Source organism: Streptomyces sp. NPDC006512 (assembly GCF_040611935.1).
Taxonomy (GTDB): Bacteria; Actinomycetota; Actinomycetes; order Streptomycetales; family Streptomycetaceae; genus Streptomyces.
Map to the genome: position 1 here is coordinate 14,491 of NZ_JBEXPG010000044.1, position 14,077 is coordinate 28,567.

Consider the following 14,077-nt stretch of genomic DNA (forward strand, 5'->3'; position numbering starts at 1 on the left):
AGAGTGAAATAGGGGACTTCTCGCCCGGGCGTCGCGCCGCCTACCGCTCGGTAGTAACTGGTACCGGACGCGGGGGCAGACCTGCCGCCGCCCCGCGCGTCCGGCGTCGCCGCCGCGGGCCGGGCCCCGCCGGCCGGCCGCAGCCCCTGGGAGCGGCGGGGCCGGTTCAGGGAGTGGGACGGATGTCCGCCCCTCGGAGCCGGGAAGATACGGTGAGGACACCATGAGCGCTTCGCAGACCTCCGACGTCCCCACCCTCCTCGTCAAGATCTTCGGCAAGGACCGTCCCGGGATCACCGCCGGGCTGTTCGACACCCTCGCCGCCTACTCCGTCGACGTCGTCGACATCGAGCAGGTCGTCACCCGTGGCCGCATCGTCCTGTGCGCCCTCGTCACCCAACCCGCCGGCGGCGCCGAAGGCGAGCTGCGGGCCACCGTCCACAGCTGGGCCGAGTCGCTCAGGCTGCAGGCCGAGATCCTCTCCGGGACCGGCGACAACCGGCCGCGCGGCAGCGGCCGCTCGCACGTCACGGTCCTCGGACACCCGCTCACCGCCGAGTCCACGGCGGCCATAGCGGCTCGGATCACCGGGACCGGCGGCAACATCGACCGCATCTTCCGCCTCGCGAAGTATCCGGTGACCGCGGTCGAGTTCGCCGTGTCGGGCGTGGAGACGGAGCCGCTGCGCACCGCACTGGCCACGGCTTCCGCGCAGATCGGCGTCGACGTGGCCGTGGTGTCCGCGGGGCTGCACCGCCGGGCCCAGCGGCTGGTCGTCATGGACGTGGACTCGACCCTGATCCAGGACGAGGTCATCGAGCTCTTCGCGGCGCACGCGGGCTGCGAGGCGGAGGTCGCCGAGGTGACCGAGCGGGCGATGCGCGGGGAGCTGGACTTCGAGCAGTCCCTGCACGCCCGGGTCGCGCTGCTGGCGGGGCTGGACGCGTCCGTGGTGGACAAGGTCCGCTCCGAGGTGCGGCTGACCCCGGGCGCCCGGACCCTCATCCGCACGCTGAAGACCCTCGGCTACCAGGTGGGCGTGGTCTCGGGCGGCTTCACCCAGGTGACGGACGACCTGCGGGAGCGGCTGGGGCTGGACTTCGCCTCGGCGAACACTCTCGAAATCCTCGAGGGCAAGCTGACCGGCCGGGTCACGGGCGAGATCGTCGACCGTGCGGGCAAGGCCCGGCTGCTGCGGCGCTTCGCCGCCGAGGCGGGGGTGCCGCTGGCCCAGACGGTGGCGATCGGCGACGGCGCCAACGACCTCGACATGCTGAACGCGGCGGGTCTGGGCGTGGCGTTCAACGCCAAGCCGGTGGTGCGCGAGGCCGCGCACACGGCGGTGAACGTGCCCTTCCTGGACGCGGTCCTGTACCTGCTCGGCATCACCCGCGAGGAAGTCGAGGCCGCTGACCTGGCCTGACGGGTCCGGAGCACACCCACACCCTTTCCATACCGCCCGGCCGGGTTCTTCCCGGCCGGGCGTTCCTCTATATCCGGCCACTCGAAGGGCGCGCACGATGCGCTCGAACCGGCCATCGGCCCCTCCGGGCGGGACGCGAACCCTGCGGCGCATCGAAGACATCCGCGCCCACACAAGAGGCATCTCGGACAACCAGTGCCCGAAGTCGCCCTATTCGCACTCCAGTTGCGAGAAATACTGTGGCCGCGCTGTCGTGAACGCGACAGCAGCCATCGGTCAGTATTGATCGTTCAAGGGGTAACAATGGTGACTCGAAGTGTCCTCATCACGGGAGGCTCGGGCGGTATCGGCCGGGCCTGCGTGGAGAGGTTCGCTCAGGAAGAGGACTGGACGGTCTGGTTCACCTATCGCAACGGCCGGGCCCGGGCCGAGGAGCTGGTGCACGAGCTGGCCCTGACCGGCCACGCCAAGGTGGAGGCCTTCCCCTTCGACCAGGGCAACTGGGACGACCACGAACGGCTCCTGGAATCCCTTCCCGGCCCGGTCGAGATCCTGGTGAACAACGCCGCCGTGGGGTCCAAGACCATCGACCGGTACTCCGACGGCCCCCGGCACGACAAGGCCTCGGAGTTCTTCCGGATCAACGCGGTCGGCCCGCTGTGGCTCACCGAGCAGGTGCTTCCCGGCATGCTGGACAACGGCTACGGCAAGATCATCAACATCTCCAGCGTGGGCGGCGGGATCTTCCAGTTCCCCGGCTTCCATCCCGCCGACGGCATGAGCAAGGCCGCGCTCACCTATCTCACCCGCCATCTCGCCGCCGACCTGGTGCACACCCCGGTGGACGTCTTCGCCGTCTGCCCCGGCGCCGTCGAGACCGCGATGTTCCAGGCCAGCACCCTCGACAAGCTCTCCCCCGAGGAACTCGCGGCCCTCACCGCGCGGCTGCCCAAGAGCCGCCTGATCCGCTCCGAGGAGATCGCGGAACTGGTCTGGTGGCTGGCGGGCGAGCACTCCACCTCGCTCCACGGCGCCGTCATCGACGCCTCCATGGGCCTCGGGGTCAACCCCGGCCTGCTCACCTCCGCCGGCGTCGACAGCGGGGGGCACTGATGGTCTCCCGCCAGGCCGCCCGGCTCCTCGCCGACACCCCGGCCATCGCCGAGGCCCACTTCCGCGCGGAGGCACAGCCGTACGACGCGCACCTGCGCCCCGACGGCTACATCAACCTCGGCACCGCCGAGAACCGCCTGCTCTGGGACCTCCTCGAAGACCGGCTGGCCGCCCTGCCCCCCATGGCCGAGGCCACCGCCCGCTACGCGCCGCTGCACGGCACCGCGGTACTGCGCGAGCGGATCGCGGCACTGCTCTCCGCGAGCTGCCGGACCCCGCTGGACGCCGACGACCTGGTGGTGATCAGCGGGGCGACCGGGGCACTCGACGCGATCGCCTCCGTCCTGTGCGACCCGGGCGAGGCCATCGTGGTGCCCGCCCCCTACTACGGGGCCTTCGACACCGACCTCGGCGGCCGCTCCGGCGCCCGGATCCGGCCGGCGCCGCTGTCCCCCGAAGACGGCTTCCGGCTGACGGCCGACGCCGTCGACCGGGCTCTGAAGGAGGCCCGCTCCGAGGGGACGACCGTGCGCGCCGTCGCCCTCTCCTCCCCCTCCAACCCGATCGGCGAGGTGCACCCGCCCGAGGTCCTCGCCGCTGTGCTGCGCGTGGCCCGCGAACACGACGTGGACCTGATCTCCGACGAGATCTACGCCCACGCCGTCTTCGGCGAGCACGCCTTCACCAGCGCCGCCGACCCGGCCGTCAATCCGCACTGGGCCGGGCGCACCCACGTGGTGTGGGGCTTCGCGAAGGACTTCGGGCTGCCCGGGCTGAAGACCGGCGTCCTGCACACCCGCGATCCCCGCGTCCGGGACGCCGCACGGGCGATGGCCTACTTCGCCCCCGTCTCCACCGCCACCCAGGACACCCTCGCCGGGCTCCTGGCGGACCCTGCGTGGGTGGCGTCCTTCCTCGCGGCGGGCCGCCGCCGCCTGGGTTCCTCGTACGGGCACCTCGTCGCGCTCCTGGACGCGCACGGCATCCCGTACGCCCCGGCCGAGGCGGGCTTCTCCGTGTGGCTGGACCTGCGCCGGTGGCTGCCCGGCACCGGATTCGAAGCCGAACGGCGGCTGTGGCGCGAGCTGTTCGACACCGCGAAGGTCAGCGTCCTGCCCGGCGGGGCCTTCCGCTCCCCGCAGCCGGGCTGGTTCCGGCTGTGCCACACCGTCGACGCGCCCCTGGTCGCCGAGGCGGTCCGGCGGATCGCCGCCCACCTCGACCCGGCCGCCGGTCCGGCCGCAGGCCCCGCCCCGCTCCCCCTCCCCCTGCCCCTCCCCTCCTCACCGAACGGAAGACGCCCATGACCACGGCCCCAGGTCCCCTCGACCGCTGGTACGAGACCGCGGGCGTACGCGGCGGAGTCCGGCGGATCTTCCACGCCGAGGCCGAGCAGGGCCGGGTGTTCTTCCCCGACGCCCTGGTGCCGCACCTGTCCCACCCCGAGGTGAAGGCCCTGGAGCCGGAGCGGATCCGCGAGGTCTCCGTACGGCACCTCTACCAGTTCCTGCACTCGACCACCCATCTGGAGACCCGCGTGGTCAACGGGGCCGCCGAGCCCGTCGCCAACGGCACCTCCGGACTGCACTTCCCCACCGCGCTGCGGATGGACGCCTTCAAGGTGTACTGCGACGAGGGCTACCACGCCCTGTACAGCCTGGACCTGGCCGACCAGGTGGCCGCCGTCACCGGCATTCCCGTGCCCGACGTGGACTACGGCGGTTTCGTCACGGCCCTCCAGGACACCGGGCGCCGGCTGCTGCCCGACGACCCGGTCCTCGCCGGCCAGTTGCAGGCGGTCGTCTTCGAGACGCTCATCACCGCGGTGCTCAACGAGGTGCCGCAGGACCCGACCGTGGTGAGCACGGTCCGCGAGCTGATGCGCGACCACGCCAAGGACGAGGGACGCCACCACCGCTTCTTCTCCGCCTTCTTCCTCGAACTGTGGGCCCGGCTCGACGAGCGGCGCCGGGTCCTCGCCGCCCGGGCCCTGCCCGCGATGATCCGCGCCGCGCTCGACTGGGACCTGGAGCCGGTGTACGACTCGCTGCGCCGCGCCGGTCTGGACGAGGACCGGACGGAGGCCGTCCTGACGGACGTCTACGGCGGCGACGCGGGCATCGACCGCATCCAGACCATCTCCCGCTCCACGCTGCGGCTGTGCGCCCAGGTCGACGCCTTCGACCTGCCCGGCGTCACCGACGCGTTCGCCCTGTACGGACTGCACGCACCGGAGGACTCCGATGTCTGACACCGTCACCTACGCCGACTACCTGCGACTGCCCGAGCTGCTGGCGCTCCAGGTCCCCCTGGCGGACGGGGTGCGCGACGAGCGGCTGTTCATCACCGTCCACCAGGTGCAGGAACTGTGGTTCGCGCAGCTGCTCGGCGAGCTGTCCGACGCCCGGGAGCGGATCCTCGACGGCGACCCGCGCACGGCCCGGGCCCGGCTCGTGCGGAGCACGGTGATCACCCGGGCGCTCATCGCCGGGATGCGTCCGCTGCGCGGGATGCCGCCGCGGGAGTTCCACGCGTTCCGCGGGGCGCTGGGCAGCAGCAGCGGCGCCCAGTCGGCGCAGTACGTGGAGATCGCGGCGCTGTCGGGGGCCGACTGGGTGCACGGGGAGTACGGCGCCCGGGTCGTGGCCGGGCTGGGCGCCGCGGAGCGGGAGCGGCTGCGGGCGCGGCTCGCTGAGCCCACGCTGTGGGAGGCCTTCCTCGGGCTGCTGGGCAAGGCCGGTTTCGAGGTGGCGACGGAGGCCGGCCGGCGGGCGGCGTACGGGCGGCTCGGGGACCTTCCCCGGGACGGGGACGCGGCCGAGCTCGCCGAGCTGGCCGAGCTGGCGGAGGCCCTCGTCGACCACGACGAGATCTGGACGGAGTGGCGGGCCTGCCACGCGCTGCTCGTGGAGCGGCAGATCGGCGGGCGTCCGGGCACCGGGGGCAGCAGCGGGGTCGCGCACCTGCGGGCGGCGGTCCACCGGCGGTTCTACCCGGAGCTGTGGGAGGCGCGGGGCGGCGAGGCGGCGGCCCTGCCCGGCCGGTGACCGACCGGGGAGGGCCGCCGGGCCCGGGCCGCTCGCGAGGGCGGCCCGGGTGCCGGTGCGCTCAGTGTTCCTTCGGGGTCCAGAAGTCCAGCAGCGTGCCCACCCCGTGCTCCAGGGACTTCCACGAGCCGGTGAAGGAGACGACGGCGAGGGCGGCGGTCGGGAAGCCGGTACGGGTCATCCGGGCCAGGGCGTCGCCCTCGGCGCGCCCGGAGAGGGCGTCGGCCAGGGCGTGCATGCCGGGGTTGTGGCCGATGACGAGCAGGTCCCGGACCTCGTCGGAGGTCTCGTTCAGCAGGGCGATGAGCTCGCCCAGCGAGGCGTCGTAGAGGCGCTCCTCGTACGAGGTCCTCGGCCGGTGCGGAAGCTCCTGGACGGCGAGCTTCCAGGTCTCCCGGGTGCGGGCGGCGGTGGAGCAGAGGGCCAGGTCGAAGGCGATTCCGGTCTCGGCCAGCTTCAGTCCGACGGCCGGCGCGTCCTTGCGGCCGCGTTCCGCCAGCGGGCGTTCGTGGTCGGCCACCTGGGGCCAGTCGGCCTTGGCGTGCCGGAGGAGGGCGATCCTGCGGGGTGTGTCGGCGCTCATGGCTCCCAGCTTCGCACGAAACGGGCCACGGGGCGCAGGGTGTTGGGCGGCCGCCGCAGGGGGGGGTGGCGCACGTCCCGGCGCCCGGAGTCAGCCGACGGCGCGCAGCAGCTGCTGGGTCACCTGGATCAGTCCGGAGGGCTCCGCGGGGGCCGCGTGGGCCTGGCCGGATCCGGCGAGGAGCAGCAGGAGCAGCCCGAAGGCGAGGGCGGGCAGGGCCAGCGCCCACCAGTGCAGGCGGGCGTTCGCGCCGGCGTGGACGGCGGGGCGTCGGCGCGCGGGGCGCGCGGTGCGGGACGGGGCGTGCGTGGGGGCCGACATGGCCGCCTCCGGGGGTGCTGGGCCGGGACTGGATCGCTGCTTCGAATCTATGGATCCGAGGCGGCGGTTCCCATCCGGGGCACACCCCAGTGGACCCTGAACCTGGCCCCCTAGGGGATGGTGGGGATATCCCCACCGTCCCGGGAGCGGGCCGGGGTTCAGGGGGAGGCGATCGTCGCGATGACGCCGATGATCACGGTGATGGCGAGCATCGCGCCGAGGACGAGGCCGAGCTTCTTGTGGCCGTCCTGGGGGTTCGGTTCGAGTACGGGCGACATGCCGTTCAGTTTCGCATGCCGCATTCGTCCTCGATCGTGCGGTCCCGTCCCGCGAGGACGCCGAGGGCGATCTGCGGGACGAGGAGGCCCGCCATGAGGGCGAGGGGCAGGTCCCAGCCGCCGCTGTGCTGGTAGAGGGTGCCGATGACGAGCGGTCCGGGGATGGAGATGAGGTAGCCGGTGCTCTGGGCGAAGGCGGAGAGCTTGACGACTCCGGCCGGGGACTTGGCGCGCAGCCCGATCATCGTGATGACGAGCGGGAAGGCGCAGTTGGAGATGCCGAGGAGCAGGGCCCAGGCCCAGGCTCCGGCGGCGGGGGCGAGGTAGAGCCCGAGGTAGCCGGCGAGGCCGAAGAGGCCGAGGACGACGGCGATGGGGCCCTGGTGGCGCATCCGTCCGGCGAGGCCGGGGATGACGAAGGCGAGGGGGACGCCCATGACCATGGTGACGGCGAGCAGCACGCCGGCGGCGGACGCGGAGACCCCGGCGTCGCGGAAGATCTGCGGGAGCCAGCCCATGGTGACGTAGGCGCCGGTGGCCTGGAGGCCGAAGTAGCAGGCCAGCGCCCAGGCGGTGCGGCTGCGGATCACGGAGGGGCCGGTGTCCTCGCGTACGGCGGCGGGTGCGGCGGCCTTCTCGCGGCGGCCGGCGGCGGCGATGGGCAGCCAGGGCAGTACGGCGGCCGCGGCGAGGACGGCCCAGACGAGCAGGCCGGTGCGCCAGCTGCCGCCGAGGGCGGAGGTCAGCGGGACGGTCGCGGCGGCGGCGAGGGAGGTGCCGGCGGCCAGGGCCATGGAGTACAGGCCCGTCATCGTGCCGACGCGGTCGGGGAACCAGCGCTTGACGATCACCGGCAGGAGGACGTTGGTCAGCGCTATGCCGGCCAGGGACAGGGCGCTGGCGGCGAGGAAGCCCGCGGCGTTGGTCGCGAAGGGCCGGATCAGCAGGCCCGCGGCGACGGCGGCCATGCCGGCGCAGACGACGGCGGCCGGGCCGAAGCGGCGGGAGAGCCGGGGCGCGGTGACGCCGAAGACGGCGAAGCAGAGGGCGGGGACGGAGGTGATGAGGCCGGCGACGGTGCCGCTCATGTGGAGGCCGGTGCGGGTCTCCTCGAAGAGGGCGCCGAGGCTGGTGATGGCGGGGCGCAGGTTCAGGGCGGCCAGCACGATTCCGACGATGAGCACCGGACCGAGCCACTTGGGGGCGGCGTGGGGGGCGGCGGGGTGGGTCCGGACGGCGGAGCTCGTGGCGGCCGGCGGGCGGTTCAGGGTCTGGATTTCTTCGTCGGGCATTCAACCATCATAGAATCATGGGATGATTCGTTGTCCAGTCGCGCTAGAGAGGACCCCATGCCGCTGACCTCACCCCGGCGCTCCGCGCTCGTCGACCAGGTGATCACCCAGCTGAGGAACCAGATCACCTCCGGCGAGTGGCCGGTCGGTTCCCGCATCCCCACCGAGCCGGAGCTGGTGGAACTGCTGGGCGTCGCCCGCAACACCGTGCGCGAGGCCGTGCGCGCCCTCGCGCACAACGGGCTGCTGGACATCCGGCAGGGCTCGGGCACGTACGTGATCGCCACCAGCGAGCTCGCGGGGGTGATGCACCGGCGCTTCGCGGGCGCCGACCCGCGGCACGTCGCGGAGCTCCGCTCGACGCTGGAGTCCTCGGCGGCCCGGCTGGCGGCCGAGCGGCGGACCGCGCGGGACCTCGTCCAGCTGGACGCGCTGCTGGCGCGGCGCGAGGAGGCGTGGGAGAGCGGGAACGCGGAGCTGTTCGTGGCGGCGGACGTGAGTCTGCACATGGCGGTGGTGACGGCCTCGCACAACGACGTGCTGATCGAGCTGTACGCGGACCTCGGCGACCTGGTGGCCGACTGGCTGCGCACGGACGTCGGCACGGTGCTGGACCCGGCGTCCCACCTGGACCACGCCCGGCTGATCGAGGCGATCCGCCGCGGGGACGGGGACGCGGCCGCTTCGGAGGCGGCGGGCTACCCGTTCGTCTGCCTGGGCCGCGAGTAGCGGCGCCGGAGCCTCAGGCCGCGGGCCGCTGGTGGCTCACCCAGGCGGAGCGGACCTCCTTCCAGCAGCGGCCGGCGAGCTGGACGCGGCCGGCCGGGCCCAGGGGCACGGCCGCGCCGTCGCCGTCCACGTCCCACCAGCGGTCGCACTCCACGTGCAGCCGGATCAGGTCGGTCTCGGGGTAGGCGTTGTGGCAGTTGGCCGTCACCCGCGAGCCGTCGATCTCGGTGTCGCAGTCGGCGCCGAAGAGTTCCCGTCCGGTGGGCGCGGCGGGCTGTGCGGGGGGTTCCACGGGCATCTCGACGAGGTCGACGGCCGCCGGGGCCGCCGCCTCGGGGCCGGGGGCGGGGTCGCGGTCGGCGGGCTGCGCGAAGGCCCCCGGGATCAGGAGTCCGGTGAGTACCACCGAGGTGACCAGCAGGGATACCGCTCGGTTCGGCCTCGTGCGCACGCCGTACCTCCGCCCCGACCACGCCGGGAAGATCCCGACGTGGCCAGTTTGCAGGCATCTGTCCTGGTTTTCGACTCGGAAAGATCCGGTCAGACGACGAACATCCGATCGAACGCGGCCCGTACACCCCGCCCGTACACCCCGCCCGTACGCGAAAACGGCGGTGGCCGCGCCTCCCCCGGGGAAGCGCGGCCACCGCCGTACGGACGTGAGGACGCCGGGATCCGGGGATCAGGCACCCATCGCGTGCAGACCGCCGTCCACGTGGACGATCTCGCCCGTGGTCTTCGGGAACCAGTCCGACAGCAGGGCGACGACGCCCTTGCCGGCCGGCTCCGGGTCGCTCATGTCCCACTCCAGCATGGAGCGGGAGTTCCAGACGTCGGCCAGCTCGGAGAAGCCCGGGATGGACTTCGCGGCCATGGAGCCGATCGGACCGGCCGAGACCAGGTTGCAGCGGATGTTCTCCTTGCCCAGGTCGCGGGCGAGGTAACGGCTGGTGGCCTCCAGGGCCGCCTTGGCCGGGCCCATCCAGTCGTACTGCGGCCAGGCGTACTGCGCGTCGAAGGTGAGGCCGACGACGGCCGCGCCCTCCGCCGGGAACAGCGGCTTGCAGGCCATGGTCAGCGACTTCAGCGAGAACGCCGAGACGTGCATGGCGGTGGCGACCGACTCGAACGGGGTGTTCAGGAAGTTGCCGCCGAGGGCGTCCTGCGGCGCGAAGCCGATCGAGTGGACGACACCGTCGAGGCCGCCCAGCTCGTCGCGGACGAGGCCCTCCAGGCGGGCCAGGTGCTCGTCGTTGGTGACGTCGAGCTCCAGCACCTTGACCGGCTTGGGCAGCTTCTTCGCGATGCGCTCGGTCAGCGTCGGGCGCGGGAACGCCGTGAGGATGACCTCGGCGCCCTGCTCCTGGGCCAGCTTGGCGGTGTGGAAGGCGATGGACGACTCCATCAGCACCCCGGTGATGAGGATGCGCTTGCCGTCGAGGATTCCACTCATGTGATCAGTGACCCATGCCCAATCCGCCGTCAACGGGAATGACGGCTCCTGTGATGTACGCGGCGTCGTCGGACGCCAGGAAGCTCACGGCTGCCGCGATCTCCTCGGGCTGCGCGTAGCGGGCCAGCGGCACCTGCGCCACGATGCCCGCGCGCTGCTCGTCGGTGAGCACCTTCGTCATGTCGGTGTCCACGAAGCCCGGGGCGACGACGTTGAAGGTGATGTTGCGGGAGCCGAGCTCTCGGGCGAGCGAGCGGGCGAAGCCCACCAGCGCCGCCTTCGAGGCAGCGTAGTTGGCCTGGCCCGCGGATCCCATCAGCCCCACGACCGAGGAGATCAGGACCACGCGGCCCTTCTTGGCGCGGAGCATGCCGCGGTTGGCCCGCTTGACCACCCGGAAGGTGCCGGTGAGGTTGGTGTCGACGACGGACGCGAAGTCGTCCTCGGACATCCGCATCAGCAGCGTGTCCTTGGTGATGCCGGCGTTGGCCACCAGCACCTCGACCGCGCCGTGCTTGTCCTCGATCTCCTTGTAGGCCTGCTCCACCTGCTCGGAGTCGGTGATGTCGCAACGCACCGCAAGGACACCCAGCGACACGAGCTCCTCCGGCGGCTCGCCCGACCGGTACGTGATCGCGACCTTGTCGCCGGCCTGCGCGAACGCTCGGGCGATGGCGAGGCCGATGCCCCGGTTTCCTCCGGTGACGAGAACCGAGCGGCTCAACGGATCACCCTTTCGCTAGCTGTCTTGATTAGCAAAAACCTATAGGCCCCGCGGGGCATCCGGAGAATCCGGCTCCGACAGGGCCTCGGGACGGGCTCTGTCGAGTCCCTACAGAAAGATGTAGGCACAAGAGCCCCGGGCGCGACATGATCGGGGCGACCGGCCCCGACCTCGGGAGGACTTCCGTGGCCCATTCCATCGACGCGGCTTTCACCGCGCTGCCCTTGCGGGCGCTCGCCGACGCGGCGCTCGCCCGGGCCCGCGCGCTGGGCGCCGACCACGCCGACTTCCGGCTGGAGCGGATCCGCAGCGCCTCCTGGCGGCTGCGCGACGCCAAGCCCTCCGGCGGCTCCGACACCACCGACCTCGGATACGCGGTGCGGGTCGTGCACGGCGGCAGCTGGGGCTTCGCCTCCGGCGTGGACCTGACCATGGACGGCGCCGCGAAGGTGGCCTCGCAGGCCGTGGCCATGGCGAAGCTGTCCGCCCAGGTGATCAAGGCCGCGGGCTCCGACGAGCGGGTCGAGCTCGCCGACGAGCCGGTGCACGCCGACAAGACCTGGATCTCCGCCTACGACGTGAACCCGTTCGAGGTGCCGGACGCCGAGAAGGCGGCCCTCCTCGCCGACTGGAGCGCGCGGCTGCTGGCCGCCGACGGGGTCGCGCACGTGGACGCCTCGCTGCTCGCCGTCCACGAGAACAAGTTCTACGCCGACACCGCGGGCACCTCCACCACCCAGCAGCGGGTCCGCGTCCACCCGCAGCTCACCGCCGTCGCCGTGAACGCGGTGACGGGCGAGTTCGACTCCATGCGCACCATCGCCCCGCCCGCCGGGCGCGGCTGGGAGTACCTGACGGGCACCGGCTGGGACTGGAACTCCGAGCTGGAGGAGATCCCCGGCCTGCTCGCCGAGAAGATGCGGGCCCCGAGCGTGGAGGCCGGCCGCTACGACCTCGTCGTGGACCCCTCCAACCTGTGGCTCACCATCCACGAGTCCATCGGCCACGCCACCGAGCTGGACCGGGCGCTGGGCTACGAGGCGGCGTACGCGGGGACCTCCTTCGCCACCTTCGACCAGCTCGGCAAGCTCAAGTACGGCTCCTCGATCATGAACGTGACCGGTGACCGCACGGCGGAGCACGGCCTGGCCACGATCGGCTACGACGACGAGGGCGTGGCGGCGCAGAGCTGGGACCTCGTCAAGGACGGCACCCTGGCCGGCTACCAGACGGACCGGCGGATCGCGAAGCTGACGGACCTCGGACGCTCCAACGGCTGCGCCTACGCGGACTCCCCCGGGCACGTGCCCGTGCAGCGGATGGCGAACGTCTCCCTCCAGCCGGACCCGGGCGGGCTGTCCACGGAGGACCTGATCGGCGGGGTCGAGCGCGGGATCTACGTGGTCGGCGACCGCTCCTGGTCGATCGACATGCAGCGCTACAACTTCCAGTTCACCGGGCAGCGGTTCTTCCGCATCGAGAACGGCCGGCTGGCCGGGCAGCTGCGCGACGTGGCCTACCAGGCCACGACCACCGAGTTCTGGGGCTCGATGGAGAAGGTCGGCGGCCCGCAGACCTACGTCCTGGGCGGCGCCTTCAACTGCGGCAAGGCCCAGCCGGGCCAGGTCGCGGCGGTCTCGCACGGCTGCCCGTCCGCGCTGTTCCGCGACGTGAACATCCTCAACACCACGCAGGAGGCCGGACGCTGATGTCGACCCGAACCAAGCCGCACGAGATCGTCGAGCGGGCCCTGGAGCTGTCCACGGCCGACGGCTGCGTCGTCATCGCCGACGAGGAGTCCAGCGCCAACCTGCGCTGGGCCGGCAACGCGCTCACCACCAACGGTGTCACCCGCGGCCGGACCCTGACGGTCATCGCCACCGTCGACGGCAAGGAGGGGACGGCCTCGGGGGTCGTCTCGCGCTCCGCCGTCACCGCCGCCGACCTGGAGCCCCTCGTACGGGCCGCCGAGGCGGCCGCGCGCGGGGCCGGTCCCGCCGAGGACGCCCAGCCGCTGGTCGCCGGGACCCCGGCCTCGCCGGACTTCACCGACGCCCCGGCGGAGACCTCCTCGGCGGTGTTCGCGGACTTCGCCCCGGCCCTCGGCGAGGCCTTCGCCCGGGCCCGCGCGGGCGGGCGGGAGCTGTACGGCTTCGCCAACCACGAGCTGGTCTCCACGTACGTCGGCACCTCCACGGGCCTGCGGCTGCGCCACGACCAGCCGAACGGCACCCTGGAGCTCAACGCCAAGTCCCCGGACCGGCTGCGCTCGGCCTGGGCCGGCCGCGCGACCCGGGACTTCAAGGACGTGGACCCGACCGTGCTGGACGCGGAGCTCGCCGTGCGCCTGGGCTGGGCCGAGCGGAAGATCGAGCTGCCCGCCGGACGGTACGAGACCCTGCTGCCGCCGACGGCCGTGGCCGACCTGCTGATCTACCAGATGTGGTCGGCGGCGGCCCGGGACGCGGTGGAGGGCCGTACGGTCTTCTCCCAGCCCGGCGGCGGCACCCGGATCGGCGAGCGGCTCTCCGCGCTCCCGCTGACCCTGCGCAGCGACCCGAACGCGCCGGGCCTGGAGTCCGCGCCCTTCGTGATCGCCCACAGCTCCGGCGACGACGCGTCCGTCTTCGACAACGGCCTGCCGGTCCCGCCGACCGACTGGATCAGCGGCGGCGAACTGAAGCGGCTGACGACGACCCGGCACAGCGCCGCCCTGACCGGGCTGGACCTGTCCCCCGGCTTCGGGAACCTGATCCTGGACGGCGGCGGCGAGAAGTCCCTCGACGAGATGGTCGCCGGGACCGAGCGCGGGCTGCTGCTGACCTGCCTCTGGTACATCCGCGAGGTCGACCCGGCCACGCTGCTGCTCACGGGCCTGACCCGCGACGGCGTGTACCTGGTGGAGAACGGGCAGGTCGTGGGCGAGGTGAACAACTTCCGGTTCAACGAGTCCCCCGTGGACCTGCTGTCCCGGGCCTCGGAGGCGGGCCGGACCGAGAAGACGCTGCCGCGCGAGTGGGGCGACTACTTCACCCGGGCTTCGATGCCGGCGCTGCGCATCCCGGACTTCAACATGAGCTCGGTCAGCAAGGGCGTCTGACCCACCTAGACTGA

The 14,077-nt window shown here is 72.6% G+C and carries 15 protein-coding genes; 8 read left to right on the top strand and 7 right to left on the bottom strand.

The features are described from left to right. Positions 1-223: 223 nt before the first annotated feature. The 5 genes from serB (at position 224) to ABZZ17_RS27340 (ending at position 5,583) form a co-directional block, all read left to right on the top strand. Positions 224-1,423, top strand: coding sequence for a phosphoserine phosphatase SerB (serB, locus tag ABZZ17_RS27320; protein WP_356879559.1), 1,200 nt, complete (start codon positions 224-226; stop codon positions 1,421-1,423). Positions 1,424-1,726: 303 nt separating this feature from the next. Continuing rightward, positions 1,727-2,536: an SDR family oxidoreductase gene (locus ABZZ17_RS27325; RefSeq protein WP_356879561.1), complete on the top strand. Its 810-nt coding sequence runs from the start codon at positions 1,727-1,729 to the stop codon at positions 2,534-2,536. Next, the gene (locus ABZZ17_RS27330; protein ID WP_356879563.1) at positions 2,536-3,843 is read left to right on the top strand and encodes an aminotransferase class I/II-fold pyridoxal phosphate-dependent enzyme; all 1,308 of its coding nucleotides are present in this window, start codon (positions 2,536-2,538) and stop codon (positions 3,841-3,843) included. The genes ABZZ17_RS27325 and ABZZ17_RS27330 overlap by 1 nt, the downstream gene beginning before the upstream one ends. After that, complete coding sequence (locus ABZZ17_RS27335) at positions 3,840-4,787, top strand: diiron oxygenase (RefSeq protein ID WP_356879565.1); 948 nt, start codon at positions 3,840-3,842, stop codon at positions 4,785-4,787. The genes ABZZ17_RS27330 and ABZZ17_RS27335 overlap by 4 nt, the downstream gene beginning before the upstream one ends. Next, positions 4,780-5,583: a tryptophan 2,3-dioxygenase family protein gene (locus tag ABZZ17_RS27340; protein WP_356879567.1), complete on the top strand. Its 804-nt coding sequence runs from the start codon at positions 4,780-4,782 to the stop codon at positions 5,581-5,583. The genes ABZZ17_RS27335 and ABZZ17_RS27340 overlap by 8 nt, the downstream gene beginning before the upstream one ends. Before the next feature lie 61 nt (positions 5,584-5,644). Here the strand turns inward: ABZZ17_RS27340 and ABZZ17_RS27345 are convergent, their stop codons facing one another. The 4 genes from ABZZ17_RS27345 to ABZZ17_RS27360 all read right to left on the bottom strand — a co-directional run bounded on the left by ABZZ17_RS27345 (position 5,645) and on the right by ABZZ17_RS27360 (position 8,057). After that, positions 5,645-6,166, bottom strand: a complete 522-nt coding sequence (locus ABZZ17_RS27345; protein WP_356879569.1) for a histidine phosphatase family protein — start codon at positions 6,164-6,166, stop codon at positions 5,645-5,647. Between the two features lie 90 nt (positions 6,167-6,256). After that, positions 6,257-6,487: a hypothetical protein gene (locus ABZZ17_RS27350; protein WP_356879571.1), complete on the bottom strand. Its 231-nt coding sequence runs from the start codon at positions 6,485-6,487 to the stop codon at positions 6,257-6,259. Positions 6,488-6,645: 158 nt separating this feature from the next. Then, entirely contained in the window at positions 6,646-6,765 is a 120-nt protein-coding gene (locus ABZZ17_RS27355) for an SGM_5486 family transporter-associated protein (RefSeq protein WP_356879573.1), read from the bottom strand. A gap of 5 nt (positions 6,766-6,770) precedes the next feature. Then, entirely contained in the window at positions 6,771-8,057 is a 1,287-nt protein-coding gene (locus ABZZ17_RS27360) for an MFS transporter (protein WP_356879575.1), read from the bottom strand. 57 nt (positions 8,058-8,114) lie between these two features. Here ABZZ17_RS27360 and ABZZ17_RS27365 point away from each other — a divergent pair, with 57 nt between their 5' ends. Further along, on the top strand, positions 8,115-8,786 hold the full coding sequence (locus tag ABZZ17_RS27365) for a FadR/GntR family transcriptional regulator (protein WP_356879577.1): 672 nt from the start codon (positions 8,115-8,117) through the stop codon (positions 8,784-8,786). A gap of 13 nt (positions 8,787-8,799) precedes the next feature. On the opposite strand, the gene ABZZ17_RS27370 is transcribed toward ABZZ17_RS27365, so the two are convergent. The 3 genes from ABZZ17_RS27370 to fabG all read right to left on the bottom strand — a co-directional run bounded on the left by ABZZ17_RS27370 (position 8,800) and on the right by fabG (position 10,963). Beyond that, a complete protein-coding gene (locus ABZZ17_RS27370) occupies positions 8,800-9,237 on the bottom strand; it encodes a hypothetical protein (RefSeq protein ID WP_356879579.1) in 438 nt (145 codons plus the stop codon). Between the two features lie 231 nt (positions 9,238-9,468). Next, complete coding sequence (fabI, locus tag ABZZ17_RS27375; RefSeq protein WP_356879581.1) at positions 9,469-10,239, bottom strand: enoyl-ACP reductase FabI; 771 nt, start codon at positions 10,237-10,239, stop codon at positions 9,469-9,471. A gap of 4 nt (positions 10,240-10,243) precedes the next feature. Beyond that, the gene (gene fabG / locus ABZZ17_RS27380) at positions 10,244-10,963 is read right to left on the bottom strand and encodes a 3-oxoacyl-[acyl-carrier-protein] reductase (RefSeq protein WP_356879583.1); all 720 of its coding nucleotides are present in this window, start codon (positions 10,961-10,963) and stop codon (positions 10,244-10,246) included. A gap of 185 nt (positions 10,964-11,148) precedes the next feature. On the opposite strand from fabG, the gene ABZZ17_RS27385 reads away from it, so the two are divergent. Beyond that, the gene (locus tag ABZZ17_RS27385; RefSeq protein WP_356879585.1) at positions 11,149-12,672 is read left to right on the top strand and encodes a TldD/PmbA family protein; all 1,524 of its coding nucleotides are present in this window, start codon (positions 11,149-11,151) and stop codon (positions 12,670-12,672) included. Beyond that, on the top strand, positions 12,672-14,063 hold the full coding sequence (locus ABZZ17_RS27390) for a metallopeptidase TldD-related protein (protein ID WP_356879587.1): 1,392 nt from the start codon (positions 12,672-12,674) through the stop codon (positions 14,061-14,063). Before ABZZ17_RS27385 ends, ABZZ17_RS27390 begins: the two co-directional genes overlap by 1 nt. Positions 14,064-14,077: the final 14 nt, after the last annotated feature.

What these genes read in the sequence shown, in the direction of transcription:
- serB (WP_356879559.1), top strand. Translation starts at nt 224, where the DNA reads ATGAGCGCTTCGCAGACCTCCGACGTCCCCACCCTCCTCGTCAAGATC.
- ABZZ17_RS27325 (WP_356879561.1), top strand. Translation starts at nt 1,727, where the DNA reads ATGGTGACTCGAAGTGTCCTCATCACGGGAGGCTCGGGCGGTATCGGC.
- ABZZ17_RS27330 (WP_356879563.1), top strand. Translation starts at nt 2,536, where the DNA reads ATGGTCTCCCGCCAGGCCGCCCGGCTCCTCGCCGACACCCCGGCCATC.
- ABZZ17_RS27335 (WP_356879565.1), top strand. Translation starts at nt 3,840, where the DNA reads ATGACCACGGCCCCAGGTCCCCTCGACCGCTGGTACGAGACCGCGGGC.
- ABZZ17_RS27340 (WP_356879567.1), top strand. Translation starts at nt 4,780, where the DNA reads ATGTCTGACACCGTCACCTACGCCGACTACCTGCGACTGCCCGAGCTG.
- ABZZ17_RS27345 (WP_356879569.1), bottom strand. Translation starts at nt 6,166, where the DNA reads ATGAGCGCCGACACACCCCGCAGGATCGCCCTCCTCCGGCACGCCAAG.
- ABZZ17_RS27350 (WP_356879571.1), bottom strand. Translation starts at nt 6,487, where the DNA reads ATGTCGGCCCCCACGCACGCCCCGTCCCGCACCGCGCGCCCCGCGCGC.
- ABZZ17_RS27355 (WP_356879573.1), bottom strand. Translation starts at nt 6,765, where the DNA reads ATGTCGCCCGTACTCGAACCGAACCCCCAGGACGGCCACAAGAAGCTC.
- ABZZ17_RS27360 (WP_356879575.1), bottom strand. Translation starts at nt 8,057, where the DNA reads ATGCCCGACGAAGAAATCCAGACCCTGAACCGCCCGCCGGCCGCCACG.
- ABZZ17_RS27365 (WP_356879577.1), top strand. Translation starts at nt 8,115, where the DNA reads ATGCCGCTGACCTCACCCCGGCGCTCCGCGCTCGTCGACCAGGTGATC.
- fabI (WP_356879581.1), bottom strand. Translation starts at nt 10,239, where the DNA reads ATGAGTGGAATCCTCGACGGCAAGCGCATCCTCATCACCGGGGTGCTG.
- ABZZ17_RS27390 (WP_356879587.1), top strand. Translation starts at nt 12,672, where the DNA reads ATGTCGACCCGAACCAAGCCGCACGAGATCGTCGAGCGGGCCCTGGAG.